At 45.4% G+C, this 22,325-nt stretch carries 21 protein-coding genes; 7 read left to right on the top strand and 14 right to left on the bottom strand.

Translation table 11 applies throughout. The features are described 5' to 3' along the window. Nucleotides 1-113 precede the first annotated feature (113 nt). Genes LZG74_RS21210 through LZG74_RS21195 form a run of 4 tightly spaced genes read left to right on the top strand, consistent with a single transcriptional unit; the run spans nt 114 to nt 7,226 of the window. A complete protein-coding gene (locus LZG74_RS21210; RefSeq protein ID WP_233798492.1) occupies nt 114-3,353 on the top strand; it encodes a DUF1553 domain-containing protein in 3,240 nt (1,079 codons plus the stop codon). Between the two features lie 3 nt (nt 3,354-3,356). Then, the gene (locus LZG74_RS21205) at nt 3,357-4,871 is read left to right on the top strand and encodes a DUF1501 domain-containing protein (protein ID WP_233798491.1); all 1,515 of its coding nucleotides are present in this window, start codon (nt 3,357-3,359) and stop codon (nt 4,869-4,871) included. A 45-nt stretch (nt 4,872-4,916) separates the two neighbouring features. Beyond that, nucleotides 4,917-5,411, top strand: coding sequence for a hypothetical protein (locus tag LZG74_RS21200; protein WP_233798490.1), 495 nt, complete (start codon nt 4,917-4,919; stop codon nt 5,409-5,411). Continuing rightward, nucleotides 5,412-7,226 (top strand): M64 family metallopeptidase, encoded by a 1,815-nt coding sequence (locus tag LZG74_RS21195; protein WP_233798489.1) that lies wholly within the window; start codon nt 5,412-5,414, stop codon nt 7,224-7,226. It abuts the gene before it with no gap. 121 nt (nt 7,227-7,347) lie between these two features. Here LZG74_RS21195 and LZG74_RS21190 read toward each other — a convergent pair whose 3' ends face one another. The 13 genes from LZG74_RS21190 to LZG74_RS21130 form a co-directional block, all read right to left on the bottom strand. Further along, nucleotides 7,348-7,650, bottom strand: a complete 303-nt coding sequence (locus LZG74_RS21190) for a hypothetical protein (RefSeq protein ID WP_026628879.1) — start codon at nt 7,648-7,650, stop codon at nt 7,348-7,350. Nucleotides 7,651-7,654: 4 nt separating this feature from the next. Continuing rightward, a complete protein-coding gene (locus LZG74_RS21185; protein ID WP_233798488.1) occupies nt 7,655-8,419 on the bottom strand; it encodes a ParA family protein in 765 nt (254 codons plus the stop codon). A gap of 302 nt (nt 8,420-8,721) precedes the next feature. Beyond that, complete coding sequence (locus tag LZG74_RS21180; protein ID WP_233798487.1) at nt 8,722-9,984, bottom strand: MFS transporter; 1,263 nt, start codon at nt 9,982-9,984, stop codon at nt 8,722-8,724. Nucleotides 9,985-10,000: 16 nt separating this feature from the next. Then, nucleotides 10,001-10,240 carry a hypothetical protein gene (locus LZG74_RS21175; RefSeq protein WP_233798486.1) on the bottom strand — a complete coding sequence of 80 codons (240 nt, stop codon included), beginning with the start codon at nt 10,238-10,240 and terminating at the stop codon, nt 10,001-10,003. Between the two features lie 35 nt (nt 10,241-10,275). Beyond that, a complete protein-coding gene (locus tag LZG74_RS21170) occupies nt 10,276-10,863 on the bottom strand; it encodes a TetR/AcrR family transcriptional regulator (RefSeq protein WP_233798485.1) in 588 nt (195 codons plus the stop codon). A 99-nt stretch (nt 10,864-10,962) separates the two neighbouring features. Continuing rightward, nucleotides 10,963-12,444, bottom strand: a complete 1,482-nt coding sequence (locus LZG74_RS21165) for a class I SAM-dependent DNA methyltransferase (protein ID WP_233798484.1) — start codon at nt 12,442-12,444, stop codon at nt 10,963-10,965. After that, nucleotides 12,444-12,896, bottom strand: a complete 453-nt coding sequence (locus LZG74_RS21160; RefSeq protein WP_233798483.1) for a putative toxin-antitoxin system toxin component, PIN family — start codon at nt 12,894-12,896, stop codon at nt 12,444-12,446. The genes LZG74_RS21165 and LZG74_RS21160 overlap by 1 nt, the downstream gene beginning before the upstream one ends. Continuing rightward, nucleotides 12,893-13,168, bottom strand: a complete 276-nt coding sequence (locus LZG74_RS21155; RefSeq protein ID WP_233798482.1) for a DUF6364 family protein — start codon at nt 13,166-13,168, stop codon at nt 12,893-12,895. The genes LZG74_RS21160 and LZG74_RS21155 overlap by 4 nt, the downstream gene beginning before the upstream one ends. 51 nt (nt 13,169-13,219) lie before the next feature. Continuing rightward, nucleotides 13,220-13,882 carry a hypothetical protein gene (locus tag LZG74_RS21150; protein ID WP_233798481.1) on the bottom strand — a complete coding sequence of 221 codons (663 nt, stop codon included), beginning with the start codon at nt 13,880-13,882 and terminating at the stop codon, nt 13,220-13,222. Continuing rightward, nucleotides 13,864-14,364, bottom strand: coding sequence for a hypothetical protein (locus LZG74_RS21145; RefSeq protein ID WP_233798480.1), 501 nt, complete (start codon nt 14,362-14,364; stop codon nt 13,864-13,866). The genes LZG74_RS21150 and LZG74_RS21145 overlap by 19 nt, the downstream gene beginning before the upstream one ends. A gap of 99 nt (nt 14,365-14,463) precedes the next feature. Then, on the bottom strand, nt 14,464-15,483 hold the full coding sequence (locus LZG74_RS21140) for a hypothetical protein (protein WP_233798479.1): 1,020 nt from the start codon (nt 15,481-15,483) through the stop codon (nt 14,464-14,466). Between the two features lie 48 nt (nt 15,484-15,531). Next, nucleotides 15,532-16,545: a hypothetical protein gene (locus LZG74_RS21135; protein ID WP_233798478.1), complete on the bottom strand. Its 1,014-nt coding sequence runs from the start codon at nt 16,543-16,545 to the stop codon at nt 15,532-15,534. Between the two features lie 19 nt (nt 16,546-16,564). After that, nucleotides 16,565-17,254, bottom strand: coding sequence for a hypothetical protein (locus LZG74_RS21130; RefSeq protein ID WP_233798477.1), 690 nt, complete (start codon nt 17,252-17,254; stop codon nt 16,565-16,567). A 182-nt stretch (nt 17,255-17,436) separates the two neighbouring features. On the opposite strand from LZG74_RS21130, the gene LZG74_RS21125 reads away from it, so the two are divergent. Next, nucleotides 17,437-18,357 carry a sugar phosphate isomerase/epimerase gene (locus LZG74_RS21125; RefSeq protein ID WP_233798476.1) on the top strand — a complete coding sequence of 307 codons (921 nt, stop codon included), beginning with the start codon at nt 17,437-17,439 and terminating at the stop codon, nt 18,355-18,357. Between the two features lie 123 nt (nt 18,358-18,480). Here the strand turns inward: LZG74_RS21125 and LZG74_RS21120 are convergent, their stop codons facing one another. Continuing rightward, nucleotides 18,481-19,644: an MFS transporter gene (locus LZG74_RS21120; protein WP_233798475.1), complete on the bottom strand. Its 1,164-nt coding sequence runs from the start codon at nt 19,642-19,644 to the stop codon at nt 18,481-18,483. A gap of 308 nt (nt 19,645-19,952) precedes the next feature. Here LZG74_RS21120 and LZG74_RS21115 point away from each other — a divergent pair, with 308 nt between their 5' ends. Both LZG74_RS21115 and LZG74_RS21110 read left to right on the top strand, forming a co-directional pair. Then, nucleotides 19,953-21,461 (top strand): serine hydrolase, encoded by a 1,509-nt coding sequence (locus tag LZG74_RS21115; RefSeq protein ID WP_233798474.1) that lies wholly within the window; start codon nt 19,953-19,955, stop codon nt 21,459-21,461. 72 nt (nt 21,462-21,533) lie between these two features. Beyond that, a complete protein-coding gene (locus LZG74_RS21110; RefSeq protein ID WP_233798473.1) occupies nt 21,534-22,172 on the top strand; it encodes a hypothetical protein in 639 nt (212 codons plus the stop codon). The last annotated feature ends 153 nt before the right edge of the window (nt 22,173-22,325 follow it).

Here is a 22,325-nt window from a genome sequence, read left to right as displayed (position 1 = left end):
GATAAGCATGCAGATGCATAGCCTGATTTAGACACTCGTATCGTATATATGGAGATTAGAGAAATAATTAGGATTAAACTTTGAATCCTATTTTTAAAATGACTAAAATCGGTATGACTATCTCGGTTAAAGCCATATTATTTGCGTCATGCGTCTTGGGAATGCTGGCTTGCGGACCTGAGCTGCCTCAGGATGTACAGCTTGCGTATGAGGAACTGCCGGAAAACCTGGATTATAATCAGCATGTGAAACCGGTGCTGTCCGACAAATGCTTCGCCTGTCACGGACCGGATAAAGCCAAACAAAAGGCCGGATTAAGGCTTGATTTACAGGAAGCTGCATATAGTGATCTTCCGGAAAATAAAGGAAAAGTGGCGATTGACCCGGGCAGCCTGAAAAACAGCGAAGTATTCCACCGCATTCTTTCAGGCGATCCTGACTATATGATGCCGACGCCGGCATCGCATTTGAGTTTGAATGCCAGGGAAAAGGCAATTTTGATCAAATGGATCGAAGAAGGCGCTGCTTACAAGCCACATTGGGCCTTTGAGAAGCCTGAAAAAGTGGAAATGCCAGACGTCAAAAATGTTAATTGGGTCAAAAACCAGATCGATCATTTTATCCTGGCTAAGCTGGAAACCGAAAATCTCAAACCTTCCGCCGAAGCAGATAAAGAGCTGTTGTTGCGTCGGTTATCACTCGATTTAACCGGATTGCCTCCATCCATTGCAGAAATGGATGGCTTCTTGAATGACCAGTCGGCCAATGCTTATGAAAAACAGGTTGACCGGCTCATGAACTCACCACATTATGGCGAAAAAATGGCTGTCGACTGGCTGGATCTGGCGCGTTTTGCGGATTCGCATGGCTACACTGTGGATCGTCTCCGTGACATGTCGCCTTACCGCGACTGGGTTATCGGCGCATTCAATCGGAACTTGCCCTATGATCAATTTCTGCACTGGCAGCTTGCCGGCGACTTGATGCCGAAACCTACGAAAGAAATGCTGATCGCTACTGCATTCAACCGGAACCATCAGCAGAATATGGAGGGTGGGATCATTGAGGAAGAGTTTCAAACGGAGTATGTCGTAGACCGCACCAATACATTCGGCGATGCAATGCTTGGATTATCAGTAGGTTGTGCAAAATGTCATGACCATAAATACGATCCGATTTCCCAAAAAAACTACTACGAGCTTTTCAGCTTTTTTAATAATGTAAAAGAAGCGGGACAAATTTCCTGGGACGACGCGCTTCCCACACCAACGCTCATGTTACCGACCGATGCGGAGGAGAAAATGCTGAAATTCCTGAAATCGCAGGAAATGGAACTGGAAAAGGCTGTCGTGCAAATGAAAAACAGTGATCACGCTGGTTTCGAGAAGTGGCTCAGCAGTGCTGGTTTGCGGAAGTTGGCGGGTGAAAGAATTCCGTCTGCGGGCTTACAGGCACATTTTTCGTTTGATAAAGGCGCATTAAGCAGTAAAGGTTTATCCAATGAGGTCAATCAGGCGGAAAAGGCAGTGATGAAACGGGAGGCGGGCCAGCCTGGCGGAAAGCCGGTTTTTGTGACAAATCGAGATGGTTATGCCATGCGATTTGACGGTGATGTATTTTTGGATCTAAATCAAATCGGCGTTTTCAGAAAGTCGGAACCTTTCAGCATCGGTATTTGGGTGAATGTTCCTGAGGAAATGAAGGAGGGGGTGATTTTGCATAAGAGTCAGGCGGAGCGACTTTATAATTACCGCGGCTATCATCTTTATCTGAAAAATAATAAGCTGGAACTGAATATGGCGCATACTTCGCCTTCAAATGCGATTACAAAAGTTTCGAAAGACAATGTGCCGAGAAATAGATGGATCCAGCTGACAATCACTTATGACGGATCGTCGAAAGCCGCGGGCTTTAAGCTGTTTATGGATGGTGCAGAAATGGCGATGGTTACGGAAATGGATCAGCTGACAAAAGATATTCTATTCAATTCTAAAATGCAGCCCGGCCTGCAAATTGGTGCCTGGTGGCGCGGTAATGGTTTTAAGAATGGTCTGGCAGACGATATAGTAGTGTACAACCGGGCGTTAACCCCGTTTGAAATCGGCATTTTGGCAGCAAAAAATGATTGGAAGTTGATTCTTTCCATAGATCAAACCGCATGGACGGACGAGCAGCGAAAGGTGTTGAAAGAATATTATTTATCGGCTGTTTCTCAATCGGTTACCAAAGCGGAAATGGATCTTCAAAAGACCCGGACTGCGCTGGCTGATTCTACGGAGCATATCAAGGAATTAATGGTGATGCAGGAAATGCCAAATCGGAAAAAGGCGCACATTTTGCTGCGCGGAAATTACGATTCTTTCGGGGAAGAGGTTTTTCCTAATACGCCGAAATCAATTTTGGCGTTCCCTGATAATTTACCCAAAAACAGATATGGACTCGCGCAGTGGCTGACGAGTAGGGATAATCCGCTGACGGCCCGGGTGGCGGTGAACCGGTTCTGGCAGAACTTCTTTGGCACCGGGTTGGTGAATACAACGGAAGATTTTGGTAACCAGGGAGAGATGCCCAGCCACCTTCAATTGCTGGATTGGCTGGCGATTCGTTTTCAGGAATCGGGATGGAATGTGAAAGAGCTTAACAAGCTGATTGTCATGTCGTCCACTTACCGGCAGCGCTCGGACGTTTCGAAGGAAGTTCGCGAAAAAGACCCAGAAAACCGGTTGTTTTCGCACAGTCCTGCCAACCGGCTTACCGCCGAAATGATCCGGGATAATGCATTGGCAGCGAGCGGATTGATCAATAAAAAAATAGGCGGAAAGAGCGTCAAGCCTTATCAGCCGGATGGGCTTTGGGAGATTAATAATACAAGTTATCAGCGGGATTCAGGCGACGCAGTCTACCGGCGGAGCTTATATGTGATCACCAAAAGATCCGTCCCAAATCCTACGCTCGCCACATTCGATGCCACGTCGCGTAGTTTTTGCGTGGTAAGGCGTCAAAAAACCAACACCCCACTGCAAGCGCTTGTCACATTGAATGATCCGACATTCAACGAAGCCATGAAAGTGATGGGGCAGCAAATGGCTGCAATGAAGAATACAAATGATGCCATTATAATGAGTTACCGAAGATTGACAGGCAGAAAGCCTTCGCCGATGGAAGTTGTGCTTTTGATGGATCTGCAAAAAAAGCAGGTCGAAAAGTTTAGCAAGGAACCCGGAAAAGCGATGGGCTGGCTGGCGCAAGGGCAGTTTGTTATTGACAAAAAAATGGATTTGACCCAAATCGCGGCTAATGCAGTTGTAGCAAGCACGATATTGAATTCGGATGCATCCCTAACCAAGCGATGAACCATGGAAGACCATCATAAAGAACCGTTCAGGATCAATAGCCCTGAATTTGATATACTAAATAAAAAGCTGGAAAGGCGGAATTTCCTGGTTAAAACCTCGCTGGGACTGGGCGCGCTGGCGATGGGATCGCTATTTGGTTCGCAAAAGCTCTTTGGTTCCAATGCGGCCGCCACCACCGAAGGGGCGGCAGCATTGGAAGAAAAAGTCCTGAAAGCGCTGCCACACATTGCGCCTAAGGCAAAACGGGTGGTTTACCTGTTCATGGCGGGCGGCCCTTCACAGTTTGAAACATTCGATTACAAGCCAAAACTGGTGAATATGGCCGGCCAGAACTTGCCAGATTCAGTCAGGAAAGGGCAGAGGCTTACGGGCATGAGCGCGAACCAGAGTTCTTTGCCAGTGGTCCCGTCGGTTTATGGATTTAACCAGCATGGCAAAAGCGGCACCTGGGTGAGTGAGTTGATGCCGCATACTGCCAAGGTTGTGGATGAGTTGTGTATGATCAAATCCGTTTATTCCGAGGCCATTAACCACGATCCGGCGATCACTTTTTTCCAAACGGGCAATCAGCTCCCGGGCAGGCCGTCTATCGGTTCGTGGGTTAGTTATGGGTTAGGGACCGATAATCAGAATCTGCCATCATTCATTGTTTTGGTTTCAAAAAATGGTGCAAAAGATCAGCCTTTGTACGCCAGGCTCTGGGGAAACGGCTTTTTGCCTTCCAAACACCAGGGCGTTCAGTTCGGGTCGGGGAAAGATCCGGTGCTTTTCCTGAATAATCCCGAAGGCTATGACGGCGCCGACCGGAAGGAAATGCTGGATTATCTGGCAAAGCTGAATCAACTGCAAAATGAGCCCTACGGCGATCCGGAAGTGGACGCGCGCATTGCGCAGTATGAAATGGCTTTCCGGATGCAGACATCCGTGCCGGAAGTGATGGATACTGCCGGTGAACCGGATGAGGTTTTCGATTTGTATGGGCCGGACGGCCGTGATGCAGGGACTTATGCAGCCAATTGCATTCTCGCCCGCAAGCTTTTGGAAAAGGATGTCAAGTTCGTGCAGCTCTATCACCAGGGCTGGGACAACCATGGCGGACTGCCCAAAAGCATTGCCCAACAATGTAAAAACACAGATCAGGCGACGGCTGCATTGATCATGGATCTGAAACGCAGGGGTTTGCTGGACGATACATTGGTTGTTTGGGGTGGAGAGTTCGGGCGCACCGTTTATTCACAAGGCAAACTTACCGCCGATGATTACGGCCGCGACCATCACCCACGCTGCTTTACTATGTGGATGGCCGGGGCGGGAGTGAAGCCGGGAATCAGTTTCGGTGAGACGGACGATTTTAGTTATAATATTGTAAAAGATCCTGTCCATGTGCATGATTTTCAGGCAACATTAATGCACTTAATGGGCGTTGACCACGAACAGTTGACTTATAAATTTCAAGGTAGAAGGTTCCGGCTCACGGATGTGCATGGCCATGTGGTAAAAAGCATCCTTACTTAGGCAATGCGCAGTGCAACCGTTTTAAGGGATTTTGTGTCAAAAGTTATGATGTGCAAAATTTACTTTCTGCTTGTAATGATTATTGGCGTTGCACTAACGGGCTGCAAAACTGCTGAATCGACACTTTCGATCCGGCAGGTCAGAAATTTTGATCCTAATGCGGCAAACCACATTCTTTTCCTGGATTTCAAGATTAGTAAAGGGAAAGGGAAAATGGAAACGGTTGAGCTGGTTAATGCAGTTTCAGGAAATGGGAAGCTGAGAAATTTGACTGCGCCTGTTCATAGTCCGTATCGGATCATTGTAATCCCGCGCTATCCGGTTAATGATATGGAAAACGAATTGGTTTTCGAGCATCCGCTTTACAAGTCCGTAGAGGTTGCCAGCGAGGACGGACGATTGACCAAACAGAATTTAAATGCAAAGGAGGGCATACTTTCTGTTCGCATTCAAAATGAAAATGGCCTAAAAAAGATCGAATTATACAGCATTATGCCTGGAAAAGAAAACATTAAAATCTACACACTTAACTTAGAATAGATGGCCAGATTTTTTACCCTCGTATTATTTTTAATTTCATCTTTTGCCTGCTTCTCTCAAACTTTTGAGGTCGACACTATCTATAAACATGGCTCCATCGATAACAGGGTTAATGTTGTTATTCTGGGAGACGGTTTTACGCAGGCCGAACTTCCGAAGTTTACGGAAGAGGCCAGGAAATTTGCGGATTTCTTTCTCAACTACGCGCCGTACAATGTTTACCGCAACTATTTCAACTTTTTCTCTATTGCAACACCGTCCAGGGAGAGTGGCGTAAGCAATCCGGGCAATGCACCAGACGCGTATCCCGATCAGCCTGTCGGTAAGAAGGAGACTTATTATGGGACGACATTTGGCGAATACATTCATCGGCTCGTTGTTGTCCAAAACTATCAGAATCTCACGAATGTGCTGGCTTTTAACTTTCCGACGGCCGATTTGGTCGTTATGCTGGTTAACACACCATTCTATGGCGGTTCGGGCGGTGGCATTGCGGTCCATACATTGCATTCTGCTGCGAACACCATTGGCGTTCACGAAATCGGACATACTTTTTCTTTTCTGAATGATGAATACTGGGCGGGGCCGCAATATGGCTGGGAGGCTCCTAATATGACAGCCATTACCGATCCGGCAACAATAAAATGGAAGAACTGGCTGGATGAAACGAACATTGGTATATTCCCACACGGCGAAGGCGAGGCCGCCAAATGGTTTAAGCCAACGCACGCCAACTGCCTGATGGAATATCTCGACCGATCATTTTGTGCAGTTTGTAAAGAGGCCACAGCTGAGCGGATTTTGCAATATGTAAGTCCGATTGACCAGGTTTTGCCTGAGCCATCGCAGGGAATCGTGCTTTCGGATCAACCCAAAACATTCAAATTAACCCTGGTCGAGCCCGAGCCCAACAGCTTGAAAGTAACATGGTCGCTGGACGGAAAGTTGATCAGGACCGGAAGCGAAATAAGCTTAAATGTGACTGATATGGAGGAAAATTCGGGCACCTTAGTTGCCTCGGTGTTTGACTCAACATTGCTAAGCAGACGGGATGACAGGGCGAATGAGCGTACTAAAACGGTTCAATGGGCTTTGGTCAAAAGCAATGCGCCGCTTGTCTTTAAGGTAAAAATTTCTGATCCAGGCATTTGTCCGAGTGCGTTTAGCTTGCTCACTGCATCGGGCTGCGCCGGAAATGTTTCCTGGTCCACAGGTGAAGCTGGGTTGTCTATTAATGTAAGCCCAAAGGCAACAACTGACTACACTGTAACATGCAAAACGCTAGGCCAGCCTGATTCAACATTAAAAGCAAAGGTCATCGTCTTTGAACAGCCAAAAGCCACCGCAACCAATACAGGCCCATACTTTGAAAAAGAGACCATTGAACTTTCGGCCAACGGAGGCATCAATTATTCCTGGCAAGGACCGGAAGATTTTAAATCCCAAACCCAGACGGCACGGATCGAAAATGCAACTGTCAAGAATTCGGGCGTTTATGAAGTTCGGGTAGTAGACGGAAATGGCTGTGCAGACACCGCGACAACGGAAGTGAAAGTAGCGCCGATATTAGCTGTTGAAAATCCAGCCAATGCACTTGTACAGGTTTCACCTAATCCGGCAAGAGGTTTTGTGAAAGTCACTACGAAGCTGGCAGGAGCATCACTGTTCACGCTGTTCGATATTCAAGGCAGAAAAGTAATGCAGAAGCAGTTCGAGCAGCAAACCGAACTGAATCTGAATAGAACGACGGGATTGTATTTATACAAATTCAGCAATGGTGGGAAAGAGGTTTCCGGGAAGCTGCTGATTGAGTAGGATGATGAGTTGTTACATCCGCTGTCACACTGAGCGGAGCCGAAGTGCGCTTCTGCTAGCAGTAACGCACTTCGGCTCCGCTCAGTGTGACAGCCTCAGTGTGACAGGGGATGTGATCATCTTACTCACTAACCGACTTTGGCTTGCGGCCTACTTTTGTGCGGTTTCTAATTTTGTCTGGTCTTGGGCGGATCTCTTTGTCCTGAAAATACAGCTTTAAGGATTCAAGAATGATATCTTTTTGCGTTAGGCCTTCCCAGTAACCGTAATCTTTCATGTTTTCCATTAAAATGTAGTCACAATCAAATGTTACTTTCGTAGGCGCTCCGTCTGCAACCTCATTGGTTTTGTTGTTATCAACCTCCTCCTGAATGTCAGCAACCCGCGGAAGCGGCGCAAAATCGAATTTCCTTTCCTTAGCCATCGTGTCAGTTATTAATTCGTTCTAAAATTTCTCGTGTCAGTTTGTAATAATCTTCGGCACCATTGCTATTCGGTGCGTAATCAAATATGGTTGTTCCGTTTGCCTGCGCTTCGGAAAGCGCAATATTGTCCCGGATATAAGATGCCATGAAAACATCGCCCAATTGTTCTTTCGTCGCGTTGATCAGTTCATGGCTGATCTTCTTTCTGATTTTAGGGTTGTATCTTGTCGCAAAAACACCACCGAGATTTGTGTTCGGGCTAATCTTTTTGATCTCCGCAGAATAAACCAGAAAATTCCGAAGACCCTCATAACTCAAAAACTCAGCCTGCAAAGGGACATAGTACTGGTGGCACGAAACCAGGGCCAACCGCGTATTCCCATACAATGCAGGCGGGCAGTCGATGATCACGAAATCGTAACGGTCCTTGATTTTTTCCAATGCAATTTTCAGGTTGAATGGAAATACAGGAGCCGCCTTAATGGTGTCTTCTCGGTGTATCAATTCTGCCGATCCAGGCAACACATCAATATCCACAACCCGCTTTACGATCTCATCAAATTCATATTCGCCTGTGATGAACGAGCCACTGTCTTTTTTAAGTCCTGCATGCTGAATGCCGAAACTTTTGGTAAGACTAGCCTGCGCATCCAGATCAATTACCAGCACCCTTGCATTGGCAAATTTGCTGAGACCGGCAGCAATACTCTGAGCCGAAGTGGTCTTTCCCACACCGCCTTTGTTGTTGACAATACTAATGATTTTCATTTAAAAGTATTATAAGTATAAAAAGATAATAGTTTATTTCCAGTTTGATACGTAAATAAACGTAAAATAATTTTATGCCTAATCTTTATAAATAAAATGTCTCAAAAGTTTTTTGCGTTGTAAATGTATAGATCTTTTTAAAAGAATGATAAGTATTATATGAATTTATTTTTATAGAGAGTGTATCTCGTTGATTTGCAAGAAGTAAGCCTTGTCAGCCTGAGCGGAGTCGAAGGCGCGCTACTGCTAGGTGGACGCGCCTTCGGCTCCGCTCAGGCTGACAGGGGATGTAACATCATTGTTTAAACAGAAGGCTTCACAACACTTTCCGCCGAGCTCGCCAGCAACTTCGCTGTAACATACCGATGAATCCGATACATCAATAACGCGGTCACTACAACAGCAATAACCACCACATTGCCTAATGTTGGGTAATGTTCAATAAATCCGGTGCTGGTTTCTGAAACGATGAACCCTGCGAGGAGGGAGGCGAGGCCGCCTGCGATTTGCTGGATGGATGAGTTGATTCCCATAAATGCACCGCGGTCCTGCGGCTCGGGAACTGCCGTCATCAGCGCCGATGCGGAGATCATTCGGCCGGTTATTCCTACGAATAGGAGCACATTCAAAATGATAATAATCCAAAGTGGTGTCACACTGAGGTTGCAATAAATGAGGGTCATTACACAAGTAATTGCAGAGCCCGCGAGGAAGACTTTGTACTTCCCGATCTTGTCGCTAAGCTTCCCGATGAATGGACTGAAGACCAGCATGCAAAGTCCGGTGATCATATACAAGGTAGGAAGTTGTGCTTCCTGAATGCCGAGGTTGTTGACTCCATAGGCTGTCCCGAACGGCATCAGCATGAAACCTCCGGTGGCTAGTAATGTGGTCGCTGCAAAACCCTGAAGATATTCCGTGCGGGATAATGTTTTTCCCAAATGCTGGAATGCATTGCTTTGCGTCTGGATTTTTAAATGTGCGTTAATCGGTTTCATGTAAGTCACAATAAGGAAACCTACAATCAGGCTCAACCCGACGATCATCAGGAACGGGGCATGCCAGCTAAATTCCTTTGCAAGGTAAAGTCCGATTGGAATACCCAGAACCTGGCTGCTGGCAAAGGCCATTTGCACGAATCCCATGACACGCCCGCGCGCATTAATCGGGAACAAATCTGTGATAATGGCAAAACTGATAGACCCGATGACGCCGCCGAACAGGCCGGTAAAAACGCGCGCCATGAGCAAGAAGTGATAAGTAGGAGCGATGCCGCATAAAAACGTACCGATAATAAAGCCCGTATAGAAGAACAGGAGCATCTTTTTACGATCAAATTTATCAGCAAACCCTGCCGTAAGCAGGCCGGCCGCGCCCGCGCTGAATGCATAGGCCGACACCACGAGCCCGAACTGGCTCGTAGAGATGTCGAGCTTGTCGAGTAAAATATATCCCAATGGCGAAAGCACCATGAAATCCAGTACGATCGTGAATTGTAATGTGGCTAAAATGGCTATAATAAACTTTTCATAGCCCGAAAATGTGCTTGGTTTAGATTCTGTCATAAGGTGTGGTTGGTTTCTAGTCAGTTAATTCTTCGCAGTTGAACCCCGCAGTGGTCACCAGGTGAATGACTGGTTCATGATGCGGATGCGTCGCTTCAATGCGCAGGACATTGTCACAATCCGATAGGTCAATGTTCCATTTGATGATTTCCGAGCAGCCGTTGAGAAGCGGAGTCAGGGACTTAACATGCTTTTTGCGGTTTATGTTGGTGCGGAATACCAATATAAATTCCTGTTTGTTGAGATTATTTTTCATGTGAGCTAATTTAAAGACAGCCAAAACTCGCTGTTTCAAGGTTTTAAAGCTTTGATAACCAGGCCTAGCGTCAGATTTATCTTCTCTTCATTCAAAACAAATAGTGGCCGACCCGGCATACTTGATTTCGCAATGTGAAATTTCACTAATTGATACAGCGGGGCGAAAGCAATTGACCAGTAAATTTCAACCGGCAAAGGAATGATTTCGTTTCTTTCAATAGCCCGATTTACAAACCGGTGCATCGCATTCAGGAACCGCGTGTCAATATTAGAGCGGTCGACCAAGGGCGAATGCTTGACTTGTTCCGTAAAAAACATGCTGTATGGATTCTCGAAACAGTAATTCATCCGATTAAGCCACTGCACTTTCAAGCCGTCGTCGAAATGGGATTCGGGATCAAAATCGCGTAAGGTGGCCTCCACCATTTTTTGCATTTCCTCGGCATACAGCTGCTGGATCAGGTCTTCACGGTCTTTGAAGTAAATGTAAATTGTCGCCACCGAAACGCCTGCCGCTTTCGCCAACTTATGCATGCTTAAGCCTTCAAATCCTTGATCGACGATCATTTCAATCGCCTTTTCCCGAATGACTGTTTCTTTGTTGATGTCTCTGGTTCTCAATTCATAAAGTATCAAATTTCACCACAAATATAAATGAACGTTCGTTTATTTATCGATTTTTTGAGATTAAATAAATTCAATAAAATTCACTGTTTCAAGCTATTCAGGCAAGGTTATTATAAAATTCTCGATGATCTTTTTGTTATAACCTTTATATCCACCCTGGAAATCACGACCAGCTACCTCGATAAATTCGGCCATTCGTGGGGAGTTGAGTTGGGTCAAGAGCGCTTCATAATCGCCATCATATTTTATAAAATATCCCGAATAAACAGTCACGACGGGATTTTCATAAAGCACGAAATTCGGTGCGCGGTTCATCGGCGAAAACACAATTTTTTTACCAAATGTGTTGTCCAATCCCTGCGCACGGCCAAATGCATACCATGCAACTGCATTGACCTTCCCATTATCACGACGATCCAGGGCAGATTTTACTTTAAGAAAATAGGAAAAAGTTTGAGGAAATTGATCTTGAAGGACATTTTCAGGTATAATGCGCTGTTTGCCAGCAGCATCTTTCTGATATGGGAACAAAATATATTCTGTCACCGGATCCGCCGAAGACTTCAACTTAGAAGCCTTAATGATGGGTTTAAGGATGTTTTTTTCCAGGTAAATCTGCATACCGTTCTTGTTTTGGGCATAAACAAGATTTGAGTCCTCCCGAATGATCGTAAACAAGTAATATGCATCAGCTAATGTGGTAAGGCCCACGGAAATCTGACATATGTCGCCTAATCGTTGCCCATTAATGTGCTCAGAACGCTTCATGGACAACTGCCAGGGCTTTGATTCAGGAAGTTCGGAAAAGTGAATATCTCTTTTTCTGCATTGTAAATCAGCGCTTTCACATTGTTCAAATGTGAACTGCGCTTGATCCAAATTTCCAAAGATCACGATCGCCGAATAAGTTGCTGTATTGCCAAAAATGGGAACGGAGCCGTAATTGGTAATCTGCTTCAAATTTCGATTCTGCTGAAAATAGGAGCGAAGCGGTTTCCCTGTTTCGGACGTTAAGAAGCCATTGGGCGTGATAAATCCGCAGGTTCCGCCAGGAGAAAGCAATTTTACGGCTAGCTCGAAAAACGCCATATATGCATCCGTAGAGCCTTTTTTACAGAAGGAATAGAGAGATTGAATAAATGTTCTTTGCGTTATCGGGAGATGCTGGATGCGAATGTAGGGCGGATTCCCAAAGATAAAATCAAACTTCAAACGCTTTCGAAATTGTTTGAGCGCATCGCAAAGTTTTAGATTCCAGTTGATACTAAGACCCAATGGATCGGTCAGCGCATCCAAATTTTTCCTGCAACTTTCCAAAGCATCCGGATCAATGTCCCAGCCATAAATCTGGTTTAGGCGATCAGTAAGTTGGTGCGAAGGAGTCGTCTTGATAATGTGTTCAACGATAGGAACCAGAAATCTTCCATCGCCGCAAGCAGGATCCAGGACTTTTTTGTGGGCCAGATCACCATCATAAAACCCGGAATCTTGAAGGATTTTTTTAACAATATGAAGCGGCGTATAAACCTGGCCGAGGAGTTTTTTCTTTCCGTAAGTGCGTGTTTGAGAAGCCATTAAAAGTCAATGCCGGGCCTCTTTTTCAGAACCTGCGTCAAAAATTTGGACGGAGCAAGCACCTTGATCGTGCTATTATCTGCCGCCGAACTGAAATCTTTGGTGTTTCCTGTCAGAAGGTAGTCGCAACCCGCCATAACCGCAGTATTGTATTGAAAGCCATCTTCCAGATCTTTGAAACTCGATGTCAGACTATCCATTAAACACTTACTATCTGTATGGCAAACATGCAGGAAGCCGAGATAGAGTATCAACCTTTTCTTCAACTCCTCGTTTTTAAGGCCGTTTTTCTGCAAGATATATACAAATGTGTGAAAGCTACCGGGCGAAATGTACATGGGGATTTCATTTTCCAAAGCCCAGGACAGGATAAACTTCGCTTCAAAAGGCTCGCCTGTTGGTCTTGCAAGCGCATGATCAATCAGGACATTTGTATCCAGAAACAGCTTCATAGCCCGTATTTATCCTTGATCATCAAGTCCTTAATTTCTCTGTCTGTCATATAACGGAGAGGACCGTCCTTGGCACATCCGAAAAGTTCGTCAGCAATCGAAGGCTTTTTGGCGATGGTTGTATCGTCTGATTTTGTGTAGCTTAAAAGATATTCTTCAAAGAGATTTGATAAAGATGTGCCACGTGTCGCTGCAAATCTTTTTGCTTGTTCAATGGCCGATTTGCGGACACTAAGCGTTAGTTTAACCTTTGGCTCTTTTACTGTTTTCATTTTACACGTGTGTTCTTGAATAAAACAATTTAAATATACGTATTAAAATCATTATTTCAACGCACATATCCGGAAGCCGGGCAACGTCCTGATGTGGTTTGTTATAACGGGCGGATCGATGTCGCGGAACAAAACTTCATATGTACTTTCATAAAATGTAAACGAAGTTCCGTCAGATCGGATGCGTCTTGTGCCGCTTTTATACAGCGCTCCAATTTCTCCTTTTTCTAATGCAACCTTATTAATGAAACCAAGTAGGGAGGCGACGGTGCCTTCGGTGGGACATTGGTGAAATGAAATGCAGAAGTAATGCGAAGTTTTGGAATTTGCTTTGTGCAGTTGCGACGAAGGAATGTTCAGGACATAGTCGGAGCCTAGCATGCCGGTGCGGCGCTTCATGGATTTGATATCGACGGAAAATGAATGTTCCTCGGATTTGATCAAAAAGTCCTGTCCCCAATCCTGCCCGTCTGTTGCGCCGAAGGATTTGGTCGGCCGCGGTAAATGATAGCAATCTGCAAAAATGATTTCACCCAAGCTTCCGGTAAAACGCATCATTCTGGTTTGGGAAAGTTTGTCGCTGTGCTTATCCCAAATATTGGCAACGTGGTGGTGGCGCAAAGAATGCTCCACGAGCTCGCGAGCAAAAATCCGCTGATTCTCGCTGATTGAGATTTGAATATACGAGCCCTTGGTCAGAACAATTTGCTCCATGCAAACCTAATCGCTAGTAAAGTGAGGACAAAACCGATCAAAATGGCACTAAACGGAACGTAAGTCCATGCTACTAAGTGGATTCTGTCTACAAACCACATCACACCGATGAGTGCAAAAATCAATGTCAGAAATCCGGAAATTTTGCCAAATCCGGGAATTAACGAAAACGGGATCTTTCTTTTGATCAACATGAGTGTCAAGCCCATTGAAATGATCGGTAGAAACTGCATGATAATGTTTGCCTGCCAAACACTCTGCCTTTCAAAAAGAAAAAGATAAATGTTGAGCGTAACAGCGAAAATACCTGGAATGCAAACTGCATAGACGAGCACGGCATAGATGTAACTCCAAAGTTTAACTTCCTTGCTGCCATCTGCCGCCATTCCAATAAGCCAGGCAAAAATGGGTAGCAACATGAAATAAATGGCCAGCGGCCAGGGATTTTCCGAAATGGAGTTGAAGAGTTGGGATAGTGTCATGTAGTAGATTGCAATAAAAGGGAAAGATAACAAAAGAGGAGGGGAATTTTACATTTGTAAATTTCCCCTCCTCCAAAAAATGAATCAGCTCGTCTCAACTCATAATCCTAATAAGAAGCCGATTGTAAAGTTTGCATCCCAGTCGAATACAAATTGCTGACAGCCAGTTGCATCTGTCACGGCCTTATAGATGTTAACGCCGGCTTTTGATTTGGCATTCGTCAATTTCGAATATGCGAGCGGCGCGCTCAATGTGGTGAAGCGCTCTTTTCCTTTGCGGACTTCTTTGGCCATTTCAAAGGGAACGCCGCCGATGATGAAGCAGGTTTTTCTCAAATCCTCAGGAATCTGTTTAGCCTTCGCGCTTACTTCCTGGTACACTTTGGAATCGTCTGTTCCTTCCTGGAAATATTTGGCCCCGTATGATTCAAGCGCAGAAACTTTTCCATTCTCAATCCATGAGATTTTTGTGTTTCCGGAGCCAATGTCAACCACGAATGCTTTGCCAGCATAGTCAGCTGGTAATACTGATTTCAAAGCCAACTGCCCTTCCTGCTCGGCGGTAACCTGGTTCACCACGTATCCGAGCGATTTCAAAACACGCGTTATTTTTACAGTAACATCTGCTTTCGCAGCACCTGAACTTACTACGAAGTGAATGTCTTTGCTGGCCACGCCGTAATCCAGCATGCCGCCAATGTATTTTTTCAGGCCAATTCTCACGTCTTCGTCAGTTGCCATATTTTCGGTCACAAGGCTGTTTCCGAATTCTGATTTTTCAAGAGACCAGCGTTTTTCTTTGTCAACCTTAATAATGAATGAGTTGAAACCGCTTGCTCCCAGCTCAACAACACCGCGTAATTTGCCATCCACTGGCGCCGGCGGTGTGTAACTGAATGCTGAAACTTCTGTGGAAGTTGCTTCTGAATTTTCCGCAGGCGTCTCGGCCGAAGGCATATCGGGGTCGGTGTTACTCGCTTCCGTTTGCGGACTTTGCGCACGATCTTCGGCCATTTGGTTCAGGGCTTTTTCGCCGCCGAGATATTTATAACCTAAGAATATGGCCCCAATAATGATAGCGGTGATAATCAACCGGCCTGCAACTGTTAGTCTTTTCATTGATATTTTGTGTAAAATGAATAATGTAAATTGAAGTAAGGAAGAATTTTAGTCCAGTAACCCTTTGTAGCTGGAATCTTTCGGAGTTCCTACCGAACGGTTCACCGGCTGCGGATTATCGAGCTGGATAAGTTTGAATTGTCCGGAGTTGTAAGCTTCCAGCATGGCTTGTCCTTTGTCTGAAAGCAGCCCGTTCTGAACGTCCACGCCGTTGATAAAGTCCAGTGACAAGTCCATCGCGCGCTTCATTTCTCCCAGTTTCTGGCTCATATCGTCCTGAATGTATTCCATCGACTCATCGAAATAGAACTTTTTGTCCGGATTTCCTTTGAAAATGCTGATTGCCGTACGCAATGCATTAGAGCTTTCTTTAACAATTCTATATTCCGCTTCTTTCAGTTTGACCTTGATTTCTGTTTCTTTTATAATGTAGTCAGCGCTTTTGTTCACTTTTTCCATAAATTCCAGTACGGTTTTCATGTTTCGCTGCAATGGAAATAGCTTTTCATTCATCTCCTGTAAACCGGCTCCTTCAATGGTTGCCAAAGATGCTGTTTCCTTCATTCCCGGCCGGTCGAGCATGGTGCTTGCTTTGTTAGCTTCCGCAAATTTCTGCTTGATCTGCTCATTATTCTCGTTAATGTTCTTGTTCAATTTCACGAGCTGACCAGCAAGCGTATTGATCTGACCCTGCATTTTCTCCCTTTTCTCTTTCAGGTCATCAATGTAAATTTTCATGATCGCAATCGGATCCAGCTTGATAATCAGGCCGGTAATGTTACGCATGAGTGTTTTAAAAAGGAAGAAAACCGCCGTTCTTACATCTTTGCTAGTAAATAGAAAGATAAGCAGCGCAAGCACAGCCATTAAAAAGCCCAGATAGAGTGTGTTTTTAGTTACTTCTATCAGGAAAGCTGCGATTTTATTCCAAAAATAAAGGGTTATAGCCCCGGCTCCCCCGATAAAAAGGAGTGAAGTTATGCCTTCCGGTTTGCTCCAGTATGATCGCTTTGACGCGTCTTCCTGCGAGCCTCCGATTTGTGTAAAATCTGGTGTAGCCATTGTTGATCGAAATGTTAGGTTATTTAAGATATTGATTGATTTTATTTAAATCCGACTTGATCTGATCTACGAAACTGAGATAGGTGATTTCAAAACTATCCTTGTTTGCGTTGATCTTCGCACTTTGTTCTGCCACTTCTCCTGAGATTTGTCCGAGTCGGTTCTTGTTATCGTCCATCTTTTTTTGCAGATCCACAATCTGCTGGGCAATGGCCTTATTGGAATCTCCCAGCCGCTTTTCTTCATCCTGCAATGCGCCCACGCGATCATTGATCGCCCTTTCGACATCTTTCAAAAACGAAGCCCGGTCCTTATCCAAAATTCCCAGGTATTGATTGGCAGAAGTGTTCAAAACCGTTGTTTCCTTCACACCACCCATCGCCTTGAAACTTGCCCAGGCCGCCTGGAACTGCTTTTCCTCTCCTAATCCCAGGCCTTCCATACTCTGAAGTGCCTGTTTGTATTCGAAATAATCAGGTCCCGGAAGGTTGGCTTTTTCGAGCAGGCTCACGAAATGTTCTGTGAATTTCTTGTCGATGTTGCCCGTGCCCGCAGCATTCGGGGCGGTGTTCGCGATGACTGGTTTGGGAGCTTCCGATGCTGCCTGAGCTGCCGTTGTTGGCGCTGCTGCTGGCCTGATCGGTTCCTCACCCTCCTTGATAAAAAAGCTGAGTATCTTCTTTCCGATACCCGGTTCTGAATCTGCCATATGCGTATAAAGTGTTGATTTTGTTAGATCAATATTACTAAAATTAAAAGGATTTCGTACCGTACGATAATTACCAATGGTGCCCTGAATTGATGAAGCCTCGTAAAATTTGGATAGAATTGAAGGTGATTCTTGAATGCCGCCGTTTTTTTGGTGAAGTTTGCCTCAAAAACTAAATCCTTATGCTTAAACTAGGTTTTAACAGCGCCATTTTGGGCGATTTTGGCTTTGAACACGTGGTTCAGTTCGCGGGTAATCACGGTTTTTCTTGTGTTGAAATGATGTGCTGGCCGTCGGATAATGCGGATAGCAGAAGATACGCCGGCGTCACGCATATTGACGTAAACAACCTCACACCCGAGCGGACTGCGGGGATCAGGCATACATTAAAGGAAGCAAATATTACCATTTCGGCGCTCGGTTATTATCCCAATCCGCTTGATCCGGACGAGGAACGTTCCGGTTATTATATTGAACACATTAAGCAGGTGATCCGTGGAGCAGCGAAGCTTGGTATTCCTGTTGTTACGACATTCATCGGACGTAATCCGGCGAAGAGCATTAAAGAGAATCTGGCCAAATTTGCGGATGTATGGCCGGCAATCGTAAAAGTTGCAGAGGAAAATAACGTCAAGATAGGGATCGAGAACTGCCCGATGTTCTTTACAGACGATGAATGGCCGGGTGGAAAGAACCTGGCTATCAGTCCTGCAGTTTGGGACAGGATGTTTGAGATCATACCAAGCCCGATTTTTGGTTTGAACTATGATCCTTCTCACATGATCTGGCAAATGATGAGTGAGACCAAGCCAATTTATGATTACAAAGATCGCCTGCACCACATTCATTTAAAGGATGCAAAAATCTATAAAGACAAGCTGGATAGGGTAGGCATTATGGCGAATCCGCTGGAATATCATTCCCCCAAATTGCCCGGCTTAGGTGATGTAAACTGGCGCGCCTTCTTCGCGGCTTTAACGGACGTGCATTACCGGGGCCCGGTTGTAATCGAAGTAGAAGATAAAGCTTATGAAGGAAGCATTGCAGATGTCCAAAGCGCAATCCTGACAAGCAGAAATTACCTTCGTCAGTTTTTGGGATAAGAGTAGCTGGCTCTTAAAACAGCCGGAATTTGCAATCTGCCCGAACAACTTTTTAAATAACATCTTGAAACAAAAAAGGATAGCCTCTCGACTATCCTTTTTTGTTTATTCAAATAACCTTAATTATTGGATCAACTTGGCTTTCGTAGACAGGAATGCCGTTAAGGAAGCGAGTATACCAACAATTCCGAATGACATTCGCAAATCGGCAAACTGCGCCACAATCCCGATCAACGGCGGTCCGATAAGGAAACCAATAAAGCTGATCGATGAAACCGCTGCCAAGGCCATTCCGGCCGACATAGTGGTTGATTTTCCTGCTGCGCTGTAAACCAATGGGACAACGGACGACACACCGAACCCTACTAAAAGGAAACCGAATGTTGCCGGAACCAGGAATGGGAAAAACACAGCAATAGCAAGTCCTGATCCCATCAAAGCTCCGCTGATCTGCAACATTTTCTTGCGTCCGATGCGGTTGGCAAGCCAGTCTCCTGCAAAGCGACCGCCAGTCATAGTGCCCATAAAGGCTACATAACCAAGTGTTGTCAATGAGGCAGGCACGTGAACGGCTTCCTGGAAGTAAACACCGCTCCAATCGAACATTGCGCCTTCACAAACCATGGCACAGAATCCGATCAAACCTAGCATTAGCAAATCACGGTCCGGCTTTACAAACATGGGTTGCGCTTCGCCTTCGTTCTTCTCGCCATCGGGCATTGTATGCTTGTAAGCGGTGAAAATAATGATGAATGCCGCCAGCGCGATCACGCTAAAATGAATATGAGGAGGGATACTAACCGAAATAAAGAAAGAGCCAATCATCGCGCTCACAAAGCCAGCCAAACTCCAAAGTCCGTGGAATGAGGCCATGATGGATTTTCCGTAGACCTGTTCCACTGCAACAGCTTGTGTGTTCACTGCAATGTTGGTCAGGTTTCCCCAAAGTCCGAATGCGAACAGCGCAATGACAAGCTGCTCGGTCCTGGTTACAAAACCTATAAAAGACAATGTGACCGCATACAAAATGGCCCCGATCAGCACCATTTTTTTACTTCCGTAATGTGTCACCATCCAGCCTGAGATGGGTAAGCTGGCCATTAAGCCGATGGGGAGTGCCAAAAGAACTGTCCCCAAACCGCCTTCGGTCAGGTGCAGCATGTTCTTGATATCCGGGATCCGGCTCGCCCAGGCCGCAAAACTGAGGCCCTGAACGAAGAAGAAAGCAGCGACGGCCAGGCGCAGATACTTTCGGGAGTCGGAGGGAGCGAAAATTGAATAATTCATAGGAGAGAAAAATTAATGACAGATGTGTACAGCACTATCAATTCGTATTTATTTGTTATGATTTTTTTAAGATGCGAAATTTTTAAGATAGTGAAAAACAAAGATTGCTTTTATTGTGAATCACTCTCCGTTGCAAAAATAACGGATTATCAAACATTTTGATTCACCGTTGTTGTACTTTTTAAATAATATTAAAAAGTATGTGTTGTACAAAAGTAAGAAATAGCGTTTTCTGATTCAGCTTTTTTCAAATAGCGTAATCCATTTTGTAAATTGACCTTTCAGCCATCATAAAAATCATTGGATTAATGAAATTTGCCTTCACATCACTCCTTAATTTTCTGTTATTCATAAGTGCTTTTGGCCAGGAAAACAGCGGCGACCGGGCCGCCAGGATCAAAGCCACATTGCCTGTGATCGAGATGATGTACAATGAATATGCTGAAAAGAACCACTTTCCTGCTGTGGCATTCGGCGTAGTGGCGGACGGCGAGCTTGTAATGTCCGGCGCGACCGGTTTCTCAGAGATCGCCACGGAGACCAAAGCGTCGCCTGGCTCTCTGTTCCGGATTGCCTCCATGTCCAAGAGCGTCACGGCGATGGGCATCCTGGCCCTTCGGAAGGAGGGAAAGTTGAAACTCGATGATCCCGCCTATCTCTACATCCCCGAGTTGAAAGATATGCCGTCGCTGACCAGTGATGCCCCGGCTATCACCATCAGGCACTTGCTAACCCACCAGGCGGGCTTCCCGGAAGATAATCCCTGGGGCGACAGGCAGCTGGACACAAAGGATGAGCAGCTTATTGAATTGATTAAAAAAGGAATTTCATTCTCAAATGTCCCCGGCGTGACTTACGAATATAGCAATCTGGGGTTCGCTATGCTGGGCAAGATCATTAGCAATGTTTCGGGGCAGCCTTATCAGGACTACATTAATGAGGTTGTTTTTAAGAAGTTAGGGATGACTAACACCATTTGGGAGTATACTAAGGCCCCTGCAAACCTGTTAGCACACGGATATCGCTTCGAGGACGAATTGTGGAAGGAAGAAGAATTGGAGCATGACGGCACTTATGGCGCCATGGGCGGTTTGATCACTTCTATCGATGATTTTAGTAAATATGTTTCTTTTCATTTGTCGGCCTGGCCGCCATGCAATGATCCGGAAACGGGCCCGGTTTCGGGAAGTGACGTGAGGGAAATGCAGATGCCGTGGAATTTCAGCTATTTGAATGCACAATATAAATATCCCAATGGTCGTACCTGTGCGATGGCTTCCGCTTATGGTTATGGATTGCGTTGGAGCCGCGATTGCGAAGGACGGACTGGAATCGGGCATACAGGAGGCTTGCCGGGATTCGGGAGCCAGTGGCAAATCCTGCCTGAATACGGGATTGGAATCCTTGCGCATGCCAACCGCACCTACGCAGGCATGGCCAACATTAACACCGCCGTGCTCGACACGATTATTACATTAGCAGGTCTCAAACCGCTTCCTGTGGAAGTTTCTGCCATTTTAAGACAAAGAAAAGATGCCTTACTAAAACTATTGCCGCATTGGGAAGGCGTAGAACAAAGTGGGATATTTGCAGAAAACTTCTTTCCCGACAGATCTGTAAATCACAGAAAGCAGGAGCTGGACGCCATTCTCACGCAAACTGGAAACGTGACCGGCTCAACGGAAATAAAGGCTGAAAACCAGTTAAGAGGAAGTTTTCTTTTAAATTGTTCCAACGGCAATGTGCGCGTTTTCTTCACCTTATCACCCGAAAACCCGGCATTGATACAGCAACTTGATTTTTCACTTGCCAAATAATTTCTTAAAAATTTCATGACTAAATAGGGGAGTCGATTTTCTGGATTGTCTGAGAAGAAACAAAATCAGAAAATGATGAAAAAGATACTCTTATTAGCCATCTGCTTAATCGGTATTTCCGCCACAGACATCCTGGCGCAGGAAAACGAAACAATTTTCAAAAGCTCGGGTGTTCGGCGCTCCGGCGGATATGCGGCGATCTCCAATAAGTTTACAAAAATCAATGGCAGCTATGCCAATATGCCCGGCATTTACGGTGGCTGGTTTATCAATCGCCGCTTCATGCTAGGATTGGGCTTTGCCGCCACAACCAATCACATCCCCGTTCCTTTGCAGGACCAGCAGTTTCCGGCGAGAAAAATGACCTATCAATACGGGCAAGCAGGCTTAATGACGGAATATGTAGTTGCTTCGACCAAATGGGTGCATTTCAATTTCAACTTGTTAACCGGGACCGGATTCACCATGCAATACGATCGCCGGGAAGTGGATGACTGGGATTTCGATTTTGACGATCACGATGGCGAAGATCCTAAGTTTTTCTTCCTCATGGAGCCGGGTGTACAGGTTGAATTCAATGTCTTAAAATGGATGCGTTTCAGCCCGGGAGTGTCGTATCGGCAGGCGTTTGGTGCAAAAGGAAACGGCCTTACCGATTCCGATCTGAGCAACATTACCTATAACCTCACATTGAAATTCGGCAAATTTTGACCGTTTTTAATGGATTTCCGGGATTGGGTAATAATGCTCCATTCAGTCCCCACATTACCCTATGAAAAATTGTCAGGCGTCGTGTAGGACTGTCATATCGCTGATTATCTTTATGGAAGGCAATAGGAACAATAGTTTAGAGTTATATTAGCA

This window comes from Dyadobacter sp. CY327, from assembly GCF_021390415.1.
In the GTDB taxonomy this organism is placed as follows: Bacteria; Bacteroidota; Bacteroidia; order Cytophagales; family Spirosomataceae; genus Dyadobacter; species Dyadobacter chenhuakuii.
The sequence above is the reverse complement of the archived record's forward strand: the minus strand, read 5'-3'. Positions and strand labels throughout refer to the sequence as shown.